Annotated in this window: 10 protein-coding genes; all 10 read left to right on the top strand. The window is 42.9% G+C overall.

The genetic code is table 11. The annotated features are described in order from the left end of the window. Window positions 1-42 precede the first annotated feature (42 nt). Window positions 43-2,478, top strand: a complete 2,436-nt coding sequence (locus ACP2AF_RS04600) for an ABC transporter permease (RefSeq protein ID WP_425235068.1) — start codon at window positions 43-45, stop codon at window positions 2,476-2,478. Between the two features lie 65 nt (window positions 2,479-2,543). Further along, window positions 2,544-4,910, top strand: a complete 2,367-nt coding sequence (locus ACP2AF_RS04595; RefSeq protein WP_425235067.1) for an ABC transporter permease — start codon at window positions 2,544-2,546, stop codon at window positions 4,908-4,910. 68 nt (window positions 4,911-4,978) lie between these two features. After that, the gene (locus tag ACP2AF_RS04590) at window positions 4,979-7,405 is read left to right on the top strand and encodes an ABC transporter permease (protein ID WP_425235066.1); all 2,427 of its coding nucleotides are present in this window, start codon (window positions 4,979-4,981) and stop codon (window positions 7,403-7,405) included. Between the two features lie 45 nt (window positions 7,406-7,450). Further along, entirely contained in the window at window positions 7,451-9,850 is a 2,400-nt protein-coding gene (locus ACP2AF_RS04585) for an ABC transporter permease (RefSeq protein ID WP_425235065.1), read from the top strand. Window positions 9,851-9,913: 63 nt separating this feature from the next. Then, window positions 9,914-12,223 carry an ABC transporter permease gene (locus ACP2AF_RS04580; RefSeq protein WP_425235064.1) on the top strand — a complete coding sequence of 770 codons (2,310 nt, stop codon included), beginning with the start codon at window positions 9,914-9,916 and terminating at the stop codon, window positions 12,221-12,223. 156 nt (window positions 12,224-12,379) lie between these two features. Continuing rightward, complete coding sequence (locus tag ACP2AF_RS04575) at window positions 12,380-14,809, top strand: ABC transporter permease (protein ID WP_425235063.1); 2,430 nt, start codon at window positions 12,380-12,382, stop codon at window positions 14,807-14,809. Between the two features lie 9 nt (window positions 14,810-14,818). Beyond that, the gene (locus ACP2AF_RS04570) at window positions 14,819-15,649 is read left to right on the top strand and encodes an alpha/beta fold hydrolase (RefSeq protein ID WP_425235062.1); all 831 of its coding nucleotides are present in this window, start codon (window positions 14,819-14,821) and stop codon (window positions 15,647-15,649) included. A 2-nt stretch (window positions 15,650-15,651) separates the two neighbouring features. Further along, window positions 15,652-18,009: an ABC transporter permease gene (locus ACP2AF_RS04565; protein ID WP_425235061.1), complete on the top strand. Its 2,358-nt coding sequence runs from the start codon at window positions 15,652-15,654 to the stop codon at window positions 18,007-18,009. Window positions 18,010-18,059: 50 nt separating this feature from the next. Next, entirely contained in the window at window positions 18,060-19,166 is a 1,107-nt protein-coding gene (locus ACP2AF_RS04560; RefSeq protein WP_425235060.1) for a DUF2911 domain-containing protein, read from the top strand. Window positions 19,167-19,178: 12 nt separating this feature from the next. Next, window positions 19,179-21,578: an ABC transporter permease gene (locus ACP2AF_RS04555; RefSeq protein WP_425235059.1), complete on the top strand. Its 2,400-nt coding sequence runs from the start codon at window positions 19,179-19,181 to the stop codon at window positions 21,576-21,578. Window positions 21,579-21,610 lie beyond the last annotated feature (32 nt).

Raw genomic sequence — 21,610 nt, 5'->3', positions numbered from 1 at the left:
GGGAAGGTCTTTAAATAGTAATGAATTAAGAAAACGGAAATCATGATAAAGAATTATTTAAAAATTGCTTGGCGGAACCTTTTAAAAAACAAGGGATTTACTTTTATCAATATCGTAGGGCTTAGTATTGGGGTTGCGGCCTGTATCCTCATTTCCATCTATATTCTTCACGAAGTAAGTTACGATAAACAGGTGCCCAATTCCGGAAATGTGTATCGGATGATCGGCACTTATATCGATGACGGTCGGGCGCAGACCGGAATTCATTTTTCCGCCAACACGGCACCCACTGTTCTAGAGGATTTTGCGGAGGTGGAGAACTCGGGAAGGCTTATGGCCAACGGCTTATTCTATGGGGCCGGAAGCAATGAGATCCGTATTGAGGGCAAATCCATGCAACATCATGAAGAAGGCTTTGCCTACGCCGATCAATCCATATTGGACATCATGGGTATTCCCATGGTTCATGGCGATGCATCCACGGCACTTTCGGAACCCAAGACCGTTGTAATTTCCGAAACTATGGCCTATAAACACTTCAATACGGAAAATCCCGTAGGCAAGGTCATGTATTTGAATGGGAACAATGAAGATCCCTTTAGGATCAACGGGGTCATGAAGGATTTTCCAAGCAATTCCCATCTGGATTATGATTTCTTTATTACCCTGGAGGGGGTAGAATTTGGTGAAGGGGAGCAGACACGATGGTTTCAAAACAATTACTTCACCTATTTGGTCTTACGGCCGGACACGGATGTGGCGGACTTTGAAGAAAAAATGTCCAACACACTTATCCATACCTATATGAAACCCGCGTATCTCGGTGCTGGATTCGTACAGGGAGAAACCTTGGAGGACCAATTGAGTATGTCCTTACAAAAGTTGACGGACATCAACTTATATTCGGCACAAATCGATTTTGAATCCAGTTATCGTAACGACATAAAGATTATCTGGATTTTTGGCATCATCGCCCTTTTTATCCTGATTATCGCGAGTATCAATTTTGTGAATCTATCCACGGCCAAATCCGTTAGTCGGGCCAAGGAGGTAGGGGTACGCAAGGCGGTGGGGTCCTCCCGTAGGTATCTGATCGGGCAATTTTTAACGGAATCCGTTCTCATTACCATCATTGCATTTGTTATTGGGATTGCATTGTCTTGGTTGTTAATGCCCCTATTTAGAGAAATGTCCGGCAAGGCCTTAACCCTGCCCTGGGATAGTCCGGTCTTTATCCCATTGGTTTTGGTGGCGGCCTTTTTAGTAGGCACTTTGGCAGGCCTCTACCCCTCCTTCTATTTGTCCAGGTTCAATCCGGCCAAGGTGCTTAAGGGGATGATGGGCCAAAGTAAAAAGACCAGTGGACTTCGTAGCGGATTGGTCGTGTTCCAGTTTACCATCTCCATTATCCTTATAGTAGGGACCCTTATTGTAAACCAGCAAATGGATTTTATCCTAAACTCCAAGATTGGTTTTGAAAAAGAACAGGTGGTACAGTTGTATGGTACCAATATGTTGAATAATCGCGTGGAGACATTTAAAGATGAACTTGAAAACTTGAATGGGGTAAGTGGTGTGAGTATCAGTGATTACTTGCCTATCGAGGGGACCAAACGGAATGGCAATAGTTTTGTAAACGAGGGGAGGGACAATATTGATGAAACTGTTGGTGGACAGGCCTGGGTCATTGATGAAGACTATTTGGAGACCTTGGGTATGAAACTGGTGGAAGGACGTAATTTTTCGGAAGAGCGTAGCTCGGACGATGAAGCGACCATCATCAATCAGGCTATGGTAGAGAAACTGAACCTGGATAACCCTATAGGTAAAAGAATATCAAGATACGGGACCCTTTACGAGGTCATCGGAGTAGTGGAAAACTTCAATTTCAACACTATGAAGCAGGAGATACAGCCGTTGTGTTTCTTTAGGGGAATTAGTCCGTCAATAGTATCGGTAAAGGCGGATACCGGGGATATGCCCTCGCTTTTATCTTCCATTGAGGCCAAATGGCAGGAGTTCATGCCCAATATGGCCTTTCGCTATGCCTTTATGAACGACTCCTTCGCCAAAATGTACAACAACGTAAGTCGTATCCGAACCATTTTCCTGGTCTTTGCCATTCTGGCCATTTTTGTGGCCTGTTTGGGTCTTTTTGCGCTTTCCGCATTTATGGTAGAGCAACGAAAGAAAGAAATCAGTATCCGGATGGTACTGGGAGCGTCCTTTCAGAACATTTATAAGTTATTGAGTATTAACTATTTAAAATTAGTCGGGATTTCCATATTGGTAGCATTGCCTATTGGATGGTATATGATGAGCCGCTGGTTGGAGGATTTTACTTATAAAATCAATATGGGTTGGGAAGTTTTCCTAGGGGCTACGGTAATTGCTTTGATTATTGCACTAATCACCATTAGTTACCAATGTGTTGGGGCCGCTTTGGCACCCCCGGTAAAAAGTTTACGTAACGAATGAAATAATAACATCAAACGCCGGAACAAACTTGGCAGCTATCAAGGGCGGCACTAAATAAAGGAATCATGTTTAAAAACTATCTAAAGATTGCATGGCGGAATTTCATACAACAGAAATGGTATTCCTTTTTGAACATGAGCGGGCTTGCCATCGGGATGGCCTGTAGTATCCTTATACTTCTTTGGGTGCGGCACGAATCAAGTTATGATACCTTCCATGCCAATGCGGACCAAATTTATAGGCTTACGGCTATTGCCAATGAAGATTTCAAGGCAGCGGTAAGTCCAGCCGGGATGGTTGAGGAACTTCCACAACTAATGCCCGAAATAGAATCCAGCGTAAGGCTAGGCCATCCTTTTGAGGAACTGTTCGAGGTGGATGGCCAAAAATTCAAGGAGGATTTCGTCTTTTTCGCGGATACCAACTTTCTGGAGGTATTCACTTTTCCCTTGATCGAGGGGAATCCCAAGACCGCACTTTCCAGACCGGACGGGATATTGCTTACCGAGACTACGGCCCGGAAGTTCTTCGGTTCCGAAAGAGCACTGGGCCGAACCATTAAGATGAACAATACCGATACGTTTACGGTTAGCGGAGTAATGGCGGATGTTCCCTCAAATTCGCACCTACAGTTCAATGCCATTCTACCCATGACCTATCATGCCAAGACCAATTCGGACTTGATCAACAAGGTATGGGATGCTTTCAATTATTATGGGTACTTCCAATTTGAAAAAGGGGTAATTACATCAGAGGAAGATCTTTCGGCTGCCATTGAAAAAATCAACCAGATTTATGCCGCGAGGATGACGGAGTTTGAAATTACCTTTAACCTGCAACCCCTAGCGGATATCCATTTGCATTCAAACCTACAAATTGATATCCCCGGTCATGGGAACATCCAATATGTAAACATCTTCTTTGTGGTGGCCTTTATCATTTTGATTGTTGCCTGCATCAATTATATGAACTTGGCCACGGCGAGGTCTTCCCGTAGGGCCAAGGAAGTAGGATTGCGAAAAGTAATTGGAGCGGGCCGAAACCAATTGATATTTCAATTCTTTGGGGAATCGTTGATGATAGCCTTCTTTTCCTTGATTCTCGCTATAGTGATGGTGTATTTGGCATTACCAGCCTTTAATGATCTGGCACAAAAACAATTGGAATTACATTTAGGGGACGCCAACATCTGGATCGGGTTAATGGCCATAGCACTGATTACAGGCCTTATTTCAGGGAGTTATCCTGCCTTGTTCCTTTCGGGTTTTAGGCCCATAAAAGTTTTAAAGGGGAGAATGAAGCTCTCCGGTTCTAACCTTTTCTTTAGAAACGGATTGGTAATTTCCCAATTTGTGGTTTCCATTTTATTGCTCATCGGTACAACTGTAATCTATACCCAATTAAATTTTATCCAAAACAAGAATTTGGGATATGACAAATCCAACTTGATCTACATTCCCATGGAAGGTGAGCTTTGGGGTAAACAGGAGGCATTGAAAACGGCTTTGGAACAAAACGTATGGACCAGTGATTTTTCCATAATTTCCGACCTGCCTACCAATTTGACGACAGGTGATTTTGATATCCATTGGGAGGGCAAGGACCCTAATTCCCAGGTACTTTTTCCACATATTAATGCAGATGAAAATTTCTTGGATGTCTTTCAAATGACACTTTTGGAAGGGAGAGGGTTTTCAAGGACCTCAATAGATAACCATGACTATCTGATTAATGAGACCGCTGCTAAAATAATGGGGATGGATGTGGAAAATGCAGTGGGTAAGAGCTTGACCTTTAGGGAAAACAAAGGGACAATTATCGGCGTAGTAAAGGACTTTAACTACAAGCCGCTTCAGTATGCCATAGAACCTTTGATTCTTCAACATAGAAAAGAGGGATCTTTGGCCGTCGTCCGGACCGCTCCAAAAAGTACCGAGAATACTATAGCTGCATTGGAAGAGATTTATGGATCCTTGAATCCTGCCTACCCCTTGTCTTACAATTTTGTGGATACCAGTTTGGACGCACAATATAAAGGGGAACGACAGATGGGAACCATATTCAATGTTTTTGCCCTATTGGCCATTATTATTTCCTGTTTAGGATTATACGGTCTGTCCTCATTTATGACCGAACAACGCTTCAAGGAAATTGGTATTCGAAAGGTTTTGGGGGCCAGTGCCCTTCTCTTGGTTAATATGCTTTCTCAGGATTTTATAAAATTGGTCATTATAGCTTTTGTTCTAGCCATACCCATATCATGGTATGCTATGAACAAATGGTTGCAGGAATTCGCCTTTCGCATCGATATCCAGTGGTGGATGTTTGGCCTAGCCGGTTTTTCGGTTCTGTTAATTGCCTTGTCCACTGTAAGCTTTCAAAGCCTAAAGGCCGCTAATGCCGATCCCGTAAAGAGTCTGAGGACGGAATAACCAAAGAATGAAAACAGAAATTAAACTGGAAGTGGGACCTGACAGGTCCAAACCAAAAAACAAGAATCATGTTTAAGAACTATTTAAAAATCGCTTGGCGGAATTTGATTAAGAACAAAGTGTATTCCTGGATTAATATTGGGGGATTGGCCATTGGAATAGTGGCGTGTTTGCTTATTCTGCAATATGTGGCCTTTGAACACAGCTATGAGAATTTTCATGAAAAGAAAGACCGTATTTATCGGGTACAACAAGACCGGTATGACAATGGAAAACTTTCCACCCAATGGGCAGCTGGGGCGTATGCCGTTGGAAATTCCTTTAAGGAAGCCATTCCGGAAATAGAGGAGTATGTAAAAGTCTCGGAAACTGCAGATATCATTGTTGAAGTAGATAACCGACCTCTAAAAATTGAAGAAGTGTACTTTGCTACCAGTTCTTTTTTTACTGTTTTTTCCTATCCGTTGCTCCATGGTAACAAGGAAGGCCTCTTGGACGAACCCTATACCGCCGCTATTTCCGAAAGTACAGCACGTAAAATATTCGGGACCACGGATGTGGTAGATAAAGTCTTGCCCATTAGCGGGAACAAAAACTATAGAATTACCGGAGTCTTTGAGGATATGCCTGCAAATACGCAGCTCCAACCCAAATTTTTGGCATCCTATGCCAGTTTTGTGGAACAGGTAAAGACGAACTCCGGTGGAACGAACGACCCTGATGAAGCATGGGCCTGGGACGGTTGCTTAACCTATGTACTACTTCAAAAAGGGGTAGACCCAAGCCAAGTTGAGGCAAAATTTGCTCCTGTGGTCGAGGCAGGAGTGGGCGAACTCTTACGGCGTTTTAATGCATCAGTGACCTACAAGCTACAACCTTTGACCAACATACATTTGGAGGCGAATTATATAGACGAGCCTGCCCCGAACGGGGATGCCAAGACCGTACTTCTCTTGTTGGGAATTGCCTTTTTCATAATCGTAATTGCATGGGTCAATTATATCAACCTGGCCACTGCCCGGGCCGTGGGGAGGGCCAAGGAAGTGGGTGTCCGCAAGACCGTTGGATCCAACCGCAAACAATTGATTACCCAATTCTTTTTTGAGTCTGGATTGTTCAATGGTTTGGCACTACTATTGGCATTGGTTATTATGATTATCGCGCTACCGGCCTTTAATAAAATTTCAGGCCAGCCGGTATCTTATGAACTGTTTGCCAGGGCCAGTTTTTGGTTGGGCCTTGCCGCCCTTTTCCTTACCGGAGTGATATTGTCCGGGTTATATCCAGCTATTGTACTTTCCAAGTTTAGACCGGTGGAAGTACTCAAGGGAAATATGGGGGGTACCCAGCAAGGAACATTATTACGAAAAGGGCTTGTTGTACTTCAATTTACGGCCTCCCTGTTTTTGCTGATAGGTTCCCTGGTTGTATACCAACAAATACAATTTATGCGCAATCAGTCCTTGGGCATAAATATTGACCAAACCTTGGTATTGCGGCCACCCATTGCGACCGACTCTACCTTCGTAGCCCAAAAGAACGCTATAAAGGAAACCTTGTTGCAATATCCGGCTATAAAAAATGTAGCCGTTTCCTCGGTGGTTCCCGGAGAAGGTACAGGAGACAATGCCGGGGGTATACGGTTGGTGACCCAAGACGACTCAGAACAAAAGCAATACCGGTTTATTCGGGTAGACTATGATTTTTTGGACCTGTATGATACCCAGTTGATTGCCGGCCGAACGTTTTCCAAGGATTTTGGGGCCGATGCTGTCAATGTTGTTTTTAATAGAAAAGGAATTGAGCAATTAGGTTTTGACGACCCAGAGGAAGCCATTGGCAAGCAAATTGAGTTTTGGGGCGATCAGTGTACCATTGTTGGGGTCGTGGAGAACTTTCACCAGCAATCGCTTCGTGATGCCTATGAACCGCTTATCCTTACCCTAAACCCTGGAGTATATGGGTATTTCTCCATAAAAACGGATATGACCCAAATATCTCAAACCCTTGCCCAAGTACAAACAGAATGGGATACTTTTTTCCCAGGTAATACCTTCGAATACTTTTTCCTGGACGAACAATTTGACAAGCAGTATAAGGCCGATCACCGGTTTGGACAAGTATTTGGACTATTTACATTACTGGCGATTTTTGTGGCCTGTTTGGGCCTTTTCGGCCTTGCCTCGTTCACCACCTTGCAGCGCACTAAGGAAATTGGGATACGAAAGGTTTTAGGTGCGTCCGTACAGGGTATTTTGCAGTTATTATACAGGGAATATGCGCTTTTGCTGGCCGTAGCTTTTTTAATTTCCATTCCCTTGGCCTGGTATATGGCCAGCAACTGGTTGCAGGGATATGCATTTCATATTTCCATTCATTGGACATTCTTTGTATGGCCTTTTGTTGCCATTGTGGTCATTGCATTGGTAACGGTAAGTTTTCAATCGATCAAAGCCTCTTTGGCAAATCCGGTAAAGAGCTTGCGTACGGAATAATTCATCAATCAACACTGAACCTGTTTCAGTATAAAAACCAACATCATGTTTAAAAACTATTTAAAAATCGCTTGGCGAAACTTAAAAAAGAACAAGGGGTATTCTGCCATCAATATTGGGGGTCTTGCCCTGGGAATGGCCGTAACCCTTATTATTGGGTTATGGATACAGGACGAGCTTACCCATAACAGCTACTTTAAAAATAAGGACAGAATAGCCCAGGTATTCCAGTCACAGACCTTTAATGGGCAAATTGGCACCGGTCCGGCCATACCTAGGCCTTTGGAAACCGCTCTTAGGGATGGTTACTCGGATAGTTTTAAGCATTTGATCATGTCTTCTTGGACCTATAGCCAATACCTGAAATACGAGGATAAGAGCCTCTCACGCTCCGGGAATTTTATGCAGGCCGAAGCCCCGGACATGCTTGATTTGACCATTTTAAAAGGAGAAAAGGACGGTCTACGCGAGATTAACTCCATTATGTTATCGAAGTCAGCTACGGAGGCATTGTTCGGCACGGAAGATCCCATCGGAAAAATAGTTGAGGTGAATAACCAGTATAACATGATGGTCACTAGTGTTTATGAGGATATCCCAATGAACAATTCATTTCATGATACCAAGTTTATTATGCCTTGGGAAAAATATATCACTACCCAGGAATGGGTCAAGAACGCTATTAACTTTTGGGGAAACAACTCTTTTCAGATGTTTGTTCAAATTGCGGATAATACCTCCATGGAGAAGGTGACCGCCAACATTAAGGATGTAAAAAAGAATGCAGATGAGGACAACGCCGAATTTAATCCTCAGCTTTTTCTTTTTCCGATGACAGAGTGGTATTTAAGGGGCAATTTTGAAAATGGCAAACAAGTAGGGGGGAGAATAAAGTACGTTTGGCTCTTTGGCATCATTGGGGCCTTTGTTTTGCTTTTGGCATGTATCAACTTTATGAACCTAAGTACCGCCCGTTCCGAAAAAAGAAGTAAAGAGGTAGGAATACGAAAATCAATAGGCTCGCAACGCAATCAGTTGATCAACCAGTTTTTGAGCGAATCGTTCCTAGTGGTTTTGTTTGCATTTTTCCTGTCTATTTTAATCGTGCTATTGTCATTGAACGGCTTTAATGAATTAGCCAGAAAGGAAATCGAATTTCCCTGGAAGAACAGCGGATTTTGGCTCATTTCCATTGCCTTTGTTCTGTTTACGGCGCTTTTGGCAGGTAGCTATCCGGCGCTTTACCTCTCTTCCTTTAGACCGGTGGATGTATTGAAGGGGACCTTTAAGGCCGGCAAATATGCCGGATTGCCCCGGAAGATCTTGGTGGTTTTACAATTTACGGTCTCTGTGGCCTTTATTATCGGGACGGTCATCGTAATGCAACAAATAAACCATGCTAAAAACCGACCTGTAGGGTATGACAAGGAAGGACTGGTACAAGTACCCACATTTAGCCCGGATTTCGAAGGAAAGTATGACTTGATGCGCAACGAATTTTTGGAATCGGGTGCTGTTGTTGAAATGTCTTCTTCCAGCAGTCCCACTACTCAAATATGGTCCAATCGCAATGGGTTTGATTGGGAAGGCAAACCGGAGGGATTTCAAGAAGACCTGGCCTGGACAGAGGTTTCCTGGGAGTATGCCAAATCCCTGAATTTGAAAATTGTTGAAGGGCGCGATTTTTCACGGGAGTTTCCTTCGGACTCCAATGCCGTACTGCTCAATCAGACTGCTGTAAAATACATGGGAATAATAGATCCCATAGGAAAATTCTTGAAGGATAACGACGACGAGGATCCGGATCCACCATTAAAAATTATCGGTGTGGTAGAGGATATGATTGCTCAGTCGCCTTATGAGCCGGTAAAACAAGGTGTTTATGTTTTTGACAAAGGAGGGAACAGTAGTTATTACAATCTTAGGCTAAACCCTAAACAAAGTGCAAACCAAAGTTTGGCAACAGTTGAAAGGGTTTTTAAAACCCACTTTCCGAACGTCCCTTTTCAATACGATTTTGTGGATGACGAATATGGTGAAAAATTTGCGGCGGAAGAGCGGATTGGAAGCCTATCCGCCATTTTTACCGCTTTGGCCATACTCATAAGCTGCCTTGGACTGTTTGGGCTTACCTCTTTTGTTGCCGAACAGCGCACCAAGGAAATTGGAGTAAGAAAAGTACTGGGCGCATCAGTATTCAATGTTTGGAACATGCTTTCAAAGGACTTTTTAAAACTGGTTGCCATTTCAAGCTTTATTGCTATACCCATCTCATACTATGTTATGAACGGTTGGTTACAGGAATATCCGTATCGGGTAATCTTGGAGTGGTGGATTTTTGCTCTGGCCGTTATCGGCGCATTGGCCATTACGATTCTTACGGTAAGTTTTCAAGCCATTAAGGCGGCGAATGCGAATCCGGTAAACAGTTTACGTACGGAATAACATAAGTCGGACCTCACAGGTCTTGAAAAGAACTGGAAGGTCCAAATTCAAAATACAAGAATCATGTTAAAGAATTATCTAAAAATTGCTTGGCGAAACCTGACCAAGAATAAACAACAGACCATAATTAATCTATTGGGTCTTACTATTGGTACGGTCAGCTGCCTTACCATTCTATTGTATGTCTTTGCCCAAACGGGCTATGATGAACATCATGAAAACGCCGAATCCATTTATAGGATACAAACCAATATAGAAGGGACAGGATCCGGTACGGATGGCGCACGTGTTGCGGGATCATCACCTCCAATTGCCTTTGCGGCCAAAGAGGACTTCCCAGAAATCGAGGAGGTAACTAGAGTAGTTTTGGTAGACCTCTTCAATGTGGATATCATACGAGCGGCCGGTGAAGAGAGCGGATTTTACGAATCCAAGGCCTACTTGGCCGATTCCACCCTTTTTAAGGTGTTTAACTATAAGTTGTTGGAGGGCGGTCCTACAGCCCTGAACGAACCAAGTACCTTGATTCTTTCTTCAACTTTGGCGAAAAAGTTGTTTGGAGGTCAAAAGGCCCTGGACAAAACAGTGGAGATTTCAGGTTATGATGGCGATCCTCTAAAGCTTACGGTAAAGGGGGTTTTTGATGAGACTTTTGGAAAATCACATTTGAAGCCCAATTACATTATTAGCATGAACACCCCAGGTCTGGGCGAGTGGGTAAAGGGTAGCGATAACTATGCGCAGAACAATTTTGCCTATTCCTATCTGAAGTTAAAACCGGGGACCAGTGCGAAGAGTTTGGAGCGAAAATTTCCAAATTTCTTACAGGAACGGGGAGGTAGTGATCTTGAGGACATAAACATGAAGAAAGAGCTTCTACTTCAAAATGTGACGGACATCCACTTGCATTCTCAGGGAATAAATGGACAGATTGATCGGGTTTCCGATATCCAATACCTTTATCTGTTATTGACCTTGGCCTTTTTTATTCAGCTTGTAGCCTGCATTAACTTTATTAATCTGAGCACGGCAAGGGCCAATAAGAGAGCTAAGGAAATAGGGGTTCGAAAGGTAGTTGGAGCGGATAGGAAATCCCTGGTGTCACAATTTTTGGGGGAATCGCTTTTGCTGTCCTTTTTCTCCATTTTGGTGAGTATCCCCATTACGTTGGTATTGTTGCCCTTTATCAATGAATTGGCACAGAGTGATCTTACCTATGTAGACTTATTTCGACCGGAAATCGTGTATTCCCTTTTGGGCATAGGGTTTCTCACAGGACTAATAGCCGGGATTTATCCCGCAATGGTATTATCCTCCATAAAACCGGTATCGGCCATAAAAAGTACCATAAGCCTACAGTCTGGAAATAGTGGACTACGAAAAGGTTTGGTCGTTTTTCAATTTGTGATATCCATCACGTTGATCAGTATGGTAATCATAGTTATTCAACAATTTAACTATACCCAACAAAAGAATCTTGGGTATGAAAAGAATAATTTGATAGGCATCCAATTGAACACGCGCAACGCCCGGGACAAATTTGAAGGACTAAAATCGGAATTTTTAAAGGTTCCTGGAGTTACCGAAATTTCTGGAAGCAGGGTTTCTCCCTCGGAGGATATCATTAACGGTGCGAATTTTTATCTGCCAGGACGGAATCCTGAGGACCGTACACAGGCACAAGTGAATCTTGTTGGGAAGAACTATATAAATACCATGGGGATCGTTCTTTCAAAAGGCAGGGATTTTAGGGAATCGGATAGCACCCAAATTATTGTCAATGAAGCTACACTTAAAGCCTTTAATATTGAACCAGAAGATGCGCTGACCTCCAGACTGCTTACAGGAGGAGAGAACGAATTTGAAATTGTAGGGGTAATGAGCGATTTTCATTTTTCCTCCCTTAAAGAGGCCATTCAGCCTTTGGTACTTTTTAGGGATGGTGACCCGCATCGGTTGTTGCTCCGTTTCGAGACATCCAACTACGGGGAATTGATGGCCAATTTGGAGGGCATCTGGAAAGCAAATGTCAAAGATTCACCGTTTGTTCCGGCATTTATCGATAAAGAGGTAGAAAAACTATACGAGGAAGAGAAGCGCGTGGGCCAAATTGCCGCGTTGTTTACTATCCTGGCTATAATCATTAGCTGCTTGGGGCTGTTTGGACTGGTATCCTATATAGCGGAACAAAAGAAAAAGGAAATCGGTATTCGAAAAGTGTTAGGGGCCAGTATCAATTCCGTGGTACAACTGTTAACCAAGGACTTTCTAAAATTGGTGGGAATCGCCTTTCTGATCGCCTCGCCCATAGCCTATTATTTTATGCAGCGCTGGCTTGAGGATTTCACTTATAAGATTCAAATTAACGTATAGGTATTTGTCCTGGCCGGAAGTTTTGCCCTGGTCATCACTTTATTGACCGTTGGCTTTCAATCCATAAAATCCGCTGTTGCCAATCCGGTGAAAAGTTTGCGTACGGAATAGATCATCAACCTGTCCGCCCTCGGCGGATCAAAAAACGATAAGACCATGTTTCGAAATTATCTAAAGACCGCTTGGAGAAGCCTTATTAAAAATAAGCTTCAAACCGTAATAAATCTTCTGGGGCTAACCGTGGGAACGGTTTGTTGCCTTAGCATTTTGGCTTACGTGAATGCGCAATTCGGGTACGATACCCATCATGAGAATGCTTCCGACCTCTATCGGGTTAGAACAAAAAACAAGAGCATAAAGAACAACAGTATAGATTCTGATTTTGGCACGGCCAGTCCCCCTATTGCGTTTGCCTTAAAAGAGGATTTTCCAGAAGTGTCCGAAGTATGTCGCATTGTTTATTTTGGAGAGGGCAATGAACAATTATTGCGGGTCTCGGACAGTAATGAAGGATATTATGAACCTAGAGGCTATGTAGCCGATTCTACCTTTTTTAGACTATTTAAATATCCCCTTTTGGAAGGTAATGGGAACGAGGCCTTAAAAGCACCGAACAGTATGGTACTTTCTTCCACCTTGGCCCAGAAACTCTTTGGTACCGAAAAGGCATTGAACCAAACCTTGGTCTTGGGAGCAGGAGAGCAGCAAATGAACATTACGGTTACCGGAGTATTCCAAGAGAGCATACATAAAACCCATCTCAATCCGAATTATATTCTAAGTATGACCTCGCCTGGATTAGGGGCCTATGTAAGAAGTGTAGAGAATTATGCCACGCAGAATTTTGTATATAGTTATTTAAAACTCGTTCCCGGATCTAATGCTATAGCTTTGGAGAAAAAACTCCCGGATTTTTTACAGGCCAGGGGATCAAGCGATTTGGCCGCGGCCGGGTTTGATAAAACACTGTTACTGCAACCCGTAAAGGATATTCATCTGTATTCCAAAGGGATTGAAATGCAGATCGATGCCGTTTCCAATATTGAATACCTATACGCCCTCCTGTTGTTGGCGGCGATCATTCAACTGGTCGCTTGTATCAACTTTGTGAATCTCAGTACGGCAAGGGCAGGCAAGCGTGCCAAGGAAATAGGGGTGCGCAAAACGGTAGGAGCCGAAAAAGGATCGCTGATCAAACAGTTTTTGGGAGAATCCGTACTGTTATCCTTGATTGCGGTGGTAATCTGTATCCCCATTACCATGGCATTATTACCATTTATGAACACTTTGACAGAAGGTAGCTTGGCTTTTTCAGATGTCCTGAACTTCAGGATATTGATGCTTCTTTTTGGTGTTGGGATGGTTACCGGGCTTCTAGCTGGGTTTTATCCGGCCCTTATCTTGTCTGCCATAAAACCGGTAAAGGTACTCAAGGGAATAATCGATGTTAAGTCCGGGAACGGAAATTTTAGAAAGGCCTTGGTGGTGTTTCAATTTGTAGTTTCCATATCCTTGGTCACCGCGGTTATTATCGTCACCCAGCAATTAAAATACGCCCAGACCAAGAATATGGGCTTTGATAAGGAAAACCTGTTGGCCGTACGTCTGGGCACCCAGGATGCTCGGGACAAGTATGATGCCATCCAGTCCCAGATGACATCCATTTCGGGGGTCTCTCAGGTGGCAGGCACCAATACCTATCCTTCCGGTCTGATTATGAGGGATATGGGTATGCATTTGCCGGGAATGGATGATACCAATCAGACCGGGGTCTTTTATAATGGCATAACAGAAAACTATTTCAACACAACAGGTACAAAATTATTAGCTGGTAGGGCATTAAGGGCAAACGATAGCAGCCAAGTGGTAGTGAATCAAGCCACTTTGGACGAGTTCAACATTAAACTGGAAGATGCCTTGGCATCAACACTAGTACAGACCTATGAGGGGGAGAGCTCCACCTATGAAATTGTGGGTGTTACCGAAAATTATCATTTTGCAACCTTAAAATCGGCCATAGATCCTATTCTCCTTTATAATGATACCAGTCCGGATTGGGTCGTCCTAAAAATGGAAACCAAGGACTTTAGAACCTTGCTCGCAAATCTGGAGGATACGTGGAAATCTATTAATCCAAGTACCCCTTTCGTCTATACCTTCATTGATAAAGAAGTGGAGAAATTATTTGCCGAAGAAAAACGTCTGGGTCAAATTTCCTTGGTGTTTACCTTATTGGCCATATTGATCAGTTGTCTTGGACTTTTCGGTTTGGTGTCCTACGTTGCCGAACAGAAGAAGAAGGAGATCGGAATCCGAAAAGTTCTGGGGGCTAGTGTCAACTCCGTGGTACAGCTCCTGACCAAGGATTTTCTAAAACTGGTCGGGATTGCCTTTTTGGTCGGCTCTCCTATTGCCTATTATTTTATGCAACGCTGGCTAGAAGGTTTTACCTATAAAATCGAAATTGAGTTCTGGGTATTTATCCTCGCCGGAGGTTTCGCCTTGTTCATCACCTTGCTCACGGTCGGTTTCCAATCGATAAAATCCGCCATTGCCAACCCTGTAAAAAGCTTGCGGACGGAATAAAACTGCCCTATGAGGAATATACTGTTTACAACCTTATTTGGCATCTGTATTTTGGGAGCAATTGCTCAGGATGGGACCAAAGTGCCCTATGGTTATAATGAAAGTGCCGGCAAATATTTTGAAGCCACTACAGATACAAAACTGTATTATGAGATTTACGGGGAGGGCCAGCCTATCCTTATGCTCCATGGAGGTGTTTATGGTTATATAGATGAGTTTGAATTTTTTATCGATTCACTTTCAAAAAACTATCAAGTTATCTGTCTCGCGACCAGAGGACATGTAAAATCCGATATTGGATATGAGCCTTTTACCTATCAACAGCGGGCCAGGGATGCCAAGAAGCTCCTGGAGCATTTGAAAATTGAAAAAGCCAAGGTCATCGGATTTTCAGACGGGGGCTACGCAGCCTACCGAATGGCTGCCGACTATCCCAAAGCGGTTGAAAGGATGGTCGTAATAGGGGCGGGTGATAGTCCCGAGGGATCTGGGGTAAATTATGGATATTCCGAAGAGAAATTAATGAAGGAAGCGGGAGGATATTTCAAAAAACGCCTGGCCGCCATGCCGGAACCGGAACGGTGGAACGAAAGCCTACAATGGCTCAATGCACTTTATGAAAATGAAGTGGTCAGTGAAAAGATTTTCAAAAAAATTGAATGTCCCGTATTGCTTATGGCAGGGGATACGGACCAGTATTCAAATCCGGAAACCCTGTTAAAGGCACATGGACTCATAAAGGAATCGAATTTATCAATCATCCCTGGATGTGGCCATGTAGTTTTCTATTGCAATTGGAACGGGGTTTGGGCCGTGGTTAAACCATTTTTAAATAATTGATTATGTTCAAAAACCACCTTAAAATCGCTTGGCGGAACCTTCTAAGGAACAGAAGCTTTTCAACTTTGAACATTGTAGGTCTTTCCATTGGGTTAGCCATAACAGGGCTAATTGCAATATGGATAGATTTTGAGCTTGGGGTAAGTCAATTCCACGAAAATAAGGATCGCATTTATTTGGTCTATAATCAATATCCAGTTGATGGAGAAATCTGGACATGGGAAGATACTCCAAAAATTATGGCTCCTACGATTAAAAAGGATTTCCCTGAAGTGGAAAGAGTGTCAAGATATAATCATGATAATACCTATTTGTTTTCCGTTGGCAGTAAGAGGATAAAGGCCACGGGTACCACAGTTGACCCCGATTTTTTGTATATATTCAGTTTTCCGCTTATCAAGGGAGTGCCCGAAACCGTTTTGGAGGGTGTCAATTCCATTGTCATTACGGAATCATTTGCCAAGCAACTGTTTGGTAATGAAGAGCCAATGGGACGAGTAATAAAACTTAATGATCGAGATGTCTTTGCGGTTACTGGGGTGCTTAAGGATTTACCAAAGAATAGCCTTTTTGACTACCAGTTTTTACTGCCATGGAAATATCTTGAGCAACAATACGGTGTGGATGAAATTTGGGGCAACAACTCAATTGCCACATTTCTTCTTCTTCAAAAAGGAGTGGATTATACTTTGTTTTCGGACAAAATCAGAAATCTAAGGGAAAATTATGACAAAGGTGATCCTGAAACAGTCACTTATTTATATCCTTTTTCAAGGAAATACCTGTATGGAAGTTTTGAGAACGGCATAGAAAAAGGAGGGTATATTACCGTAATCCGTTTATTTGGTATAATTGGATTAATCGTTCTCATAATTGCTTGTATCAATTTTATGAACTTATGTACGGCACAAAGTGAAAAGAGATCTAAGGAAGTAGGTATCAGAAAAGTTGTTGGAGCCCAAAGAAGGGCGCTTATTGTTCAGTTTATTGGAGAATCTATCTTAATTACTTGTTTTAGTGCTATCCTGGCTTTAATCCTTGTTGTATTGACCTTGCCTCGCTTTAATCGATTGGTAAACAGGGATTTGAAAATTGATTATGGAAACCCATTATTTTGGTTGGTGATACTTGGCATTGTTGTTTTCACGGGTTTGTTGGCAGGAAGCTATCCTTCTTTATATTTGTCTTCTTTCCGCCCGGCCTCTGTGTTAAAAGGAACGTTCAGAAAAGTTAACACACTTCTAAATCCACGAAAAGTACTTGTAGTGACTCAATTTGCGGTGGCAATTGTTCTTATTACTGCGACCATTATTGTTAAGAAGCAATTGATTCATGTACAAAATCGACAAACAGGATATCAAAAAGAGAACCTCATTTATACCGCTATGGAAGGGAGAATGGATGAAAATTACAACCTCATAAAGCAAGATCTTATTTCATCGGGTACGGCTACAGCAGTTACAAGAACTATGTCACCAATTACTGAAAATTGGAGCAATTCTTGGGGGATGAATTGGCCGGGCAAAGACCCTGATGACCATGTTTTGATATTTAGGTTTAGTGCCGATGATGATTTCATAGAGACTTTTGGCCTGGATCTGGTAAAAGGGAGGGCTTTTAACCATAGTGAATTTCCTACCGATTCTACCGCCATGATTATCAATGAGACCGCGGTTGAACATATGGGTTTCAAAGAGCCCATTGGGCAGGTTATAAAGGATATGGGTGAAGAATGGCATGTGATAGGTGTGGTAAAGGATTTTGTTATGACATCTCCTTTTCAAAAAATCGAGCCAATGATAATACATGGTAAATGGGGAAGAAATTTTATTGATATTAGGCTCAATTCAAATCGTTCAATTGCCCAGAACTTGGAACAGGCCGAAGCTATTTTTAACAAACACAATCCCGAGTATCCCTTTAATTACACATTTGTGGAAGATGAATACGGACGGAAGTTTGCAAGTCAAAAGCGTACAGAAACGCTGGCGTCGCTGTTTACCACATTGACAATATTCATTTCCTGTTTAGGGCTGTTCGGATTAGCAAGTTATATGGCCGAAAATAGGGTGAAGGAAATAGGCATCCGCAAGGTTTTAGGGGCTTCAATTGGCAGTATTACCTCATTGCTGTCCAAGGACTTCCTGAAATTGGTTATGGTTTCCATTGTGATTGCCGTGCCTATTTCGTGGTATTTTATGAGTAAATGGCTGGAAGATTTCGCATACCGAATAACCATTACCTGGTGGGCCTTTGCCGTATCCGGTATTTTGGCCCTATCCATCGCGATGGTCACCATAAGTTTTCAAGCGATCAAAGCTGCAAATACCAACCCCGTTAAAAGTTTGCGTACCGAATAGATAGTGTATACATTGAAACCAAACAATTTGAAAACACAAAATAGTAGAAGATGAAAACAAAACAACTAGCCACCTTTTTATTGGTCTTTTGCGCGATGGGACTCAAGGCCCAAATAACCTTTCCCGCCGATGGGAACAAGAAAGCATCCGTTTCTGAGTTTGTTGGGATTACCGAGATAAAAATCATGTATTCCCGGCCCGGGGTAAAGGGTAGGGAGGGCAAAATCTGGGGTAATCTGGTCCATTACGGATTTGCGGATCTAGGTTATGGTACCAGTAAAGCTGCGCCTTGGCGTGCAGGGGCGAATGAAAACACCACCATTGAATTTTCCTCGGATGTATTTATAGAGGAGCAACCCTTGCCAAAAGGAAAATATGGATTTTTTATCGCCATGGGCGAGGAAAAAGCCACCCTGGTCTTTTCAAAATTCAATACAGCCTGGGGTAGTTTTTATTATAAGGAAAAGGACGATGCCCTAAGGGTTGAGGTTCCGGTACAAAAGTTGGACGAAAGTGTGGAATGGCTAAAATACGAGTTTACTGATCAGACCAAAAATAGTGCCATGGTCTCCTTGCAATGGGAAAAGGTAAAGATTCCCTTTAAAGTCTCCGTAGACTTGAATAAAATTCAGGTAGAAGCCTTTCGAAGGGAGGTAGACTCCGGTATTTTCTACCGGTATTGGCAGAACTTGCACATGGCGGCCAATTATTGTTTGGTAAACAACATCAATTTAGAGGAAGCTCTTAGTTGGGCGGATCGCTCCATCAATTCTTACTTTGGGGAATCCAATTTTAAGACACTGTCTACCTATGCCGGGTTACTTGGAAAACTCGATCGGCAGAAAGAAGCCGATTCCATTATGCAGAAAGCCCTTCCTATGGGCACGGCCCAGGATTTGTTTTCATATGGCATTGGCTTGAATAAAATGGAACAGCATGGGGAAGCTCTAAAAATCTTCAAAAGTAACTATGACCAAAACCCAGAGGATGTTTATACCCATTTGGGGATGGTGAGTGGACACTATCATTTAGGCGATAAAAAGAAGGCTTTGAAATTTTGCGAATCGGCGAAAGAAAAAACCACGAATCAAATGTTTCTGTCCTATATAGACGGGCTTGTAAAGGACATCAATGAAGGCAACGAAATTTTCAAATAAATAGGAGGGATTATGCTAAAACATCATATAAAGGTTGCCTGGCGAAATCTCTTGCGAAACAAAGGCTATTCGGCCATAAATATTGGTGGCCTGGCCTTGGGCATGGCTGTGGTTATGATGATAGGGCTATGGGTGATGGACGAATTTACCTTTAACAACTACCATACAAACAACAATCGGATTGCTCAGATTTATGAACGTGCTGAAAATCAGGATACAGGAGAGATTCAAGTAAGCAATGCCATGATGCATGTGACAGGAACCGTTCTAAAAGAAAATTACCAGGACCACTTTAAGCATATCCTAAGGGCTTTTTGGGTGCTTGATTACTCACTGGGTACCAATGAGAAAACATTTACCCAAACTGGGGAATTTATAGAAGATGGGGCCTTGGAAATGCTTTCCCTTACTATGGTTCAGGGAACCTATGCCAGTCTGGAAAAAACCAATGCATTGGTATTGTCCCAATCCGCGGCTTTGACCCTTTTTGGGGAGGAAGACCCTATGGGGAAGCCTTTAAAAATAAATAATAGTATGGATGCCGTAGTGACCGGGATCTATAAGGACTTGCCTAAAAACACCAGTTTTGAAAACGTACAGTTCTTTGCGAACTGGGCTTTATTTGAAGCCCAGGATCCAGGTATCGCAAGCTCAAGGGACACCTGGGACAACTATTCCTATAATCTGTATGTGGAACTGAAACCCGAATCCCATTTTGAATCGGTGGATGAAGCCCTTAACAACTTCTTTATCGATTATGCCCCTAAGGAATTTGCCCGATTGGAGAAATATCATCCCAAATTGTTCATGCATGCGATGAACAAATGGCACCTTTACTCTGAGTTTGAACAGGGGAAGGCCACTGGGGGTCGTATTACCTTTGTTTGGCTTTTTATCGGGATAGCTGTATTTGTCCTCTTCTTGGCTTGTATTAATTTTATGAACCTCAGTACGGCGCGATCCCAAAAAAGAGCTAAGGAAATTGGGGTCAGGAAAGCGGTAGGATCTGGGAGAAAGCAGTTGATACATCAATTTTTGGGAGAATCCCTTTTGGTCTCCGGAATGGCCCTTTTAGGGGCGTTGCTATTGGTCTTCATTTTTCTTCCTTGGTTTAATGAAATTGCGGATAAGAACATGGGTATTCCATGGGGAAATCCTTGGTTTTGGTGCATAATCCTGGGCTTTACATTCTTAACAGGTCTATTGGCCGGAAGTTATCCCGCGTTGTATTTATCCTCATTTACACCCTTAAAAGCATTCAGGGGAACATTTAAAGCAGGCTCGTATACCTTCGCACCGCGAAAGGTTTTGGTGGTATTTCAACTTTCGGTATCCCTTGTACTTGCCATCGGTACTCTTGTTGTCTTCGGTCAAATTAAATTTACACAGGATAGGCCAATTGGATACAATAGTAGCAACTTGCTTACTGTGGACATGAACAATCCCGATTATAGCGGAAAATACAATTTACTCCGTACCGAACTAAAAAATACGGGAGCAGTAGAGGAAATGTCGCAATGTTCTTCCCCACTTTCAGCATCGTATACAAGCTGGGGCGGGTTTGATTGGCAAGGCAAGAATCCGGATAGGGATACAAGTTTTAATGTTTTTCAGGTAACCCATGATTACGGAGAAACTATAGGATGGGAGTTTTTGGAAGGTCGGGATTTTTCGAGGGAATATGCCTCGGATTCAACCGCCATAGTCATCAATGAACGTGCTGTGGAGTATATGGGCCTGGAAAATCCGGTAGGGACCTTTATTTCCCGACAGGGCCAACCTTTAAAAATCATAGGTGTTACCAAGAATATGATTACGGATTCTCCCTATAACCCCGTAAAACAGGCCGTGTTTTTCCTGGATTATACAAGCACCAATTTTATCCACATAAAGCTAAAGCCTAATGTAGGTGCGCAATCTGCCATTGCGCAGATTGCCTCTGTCTTTGCTGAAGTAGTTTCCTCAGCAAACTTTGATTACAAATTTGTGGACGAGGAATACGGTCGCAAATTCGAATCCGAACAGCGATTGGGAAATTTGGCCGGGGTTTTTACCCTTTTGGCCATTTTCATTAGTTGTCTGGGACTTTTTGGTCTGGCATCCTTTACTGCGGAACAACGCACCAAGGAAATCGGGGTACGGAAAGTTCTCGGGGCCTCCGTATACAACTTATGGCAAATGCTCTCCAAGGATTTTGTGGCATTAGTACTGGTTTCCTGCCTCATTGCCATCCCTATTGCCTATCATTTTATGGGGCGATGGTTAGAGGGCTATGAGTATCGGAGAGACATTTCATGGGAGGTATTTGGTCTGGCCATTTTGGGGGCATTGCTGGTTACCTTGTTGACCGTTAGTTTTCAGGCCATAAAAGCGGCAAATGCCAATCCCGTGAAAAGTTTACGAACGGAATAAATAGGGACGTAAGATTATAGATTTAAGACGTA

Origin of the sequence: Ulvibacterium sp. (genome assembly GCF_965248315.1) — a bacterium.
In the GTDB taxonomy this organism is placed as follows: domain Bacteria; phylum Bacteroidota; class Bacteroidia; order Flavobacteriales; family Flavobacteriaceae; genus Ulvibacterium.
This window is presented reverse-complemented; position numbering and strand designations above follow the sequence as displayed.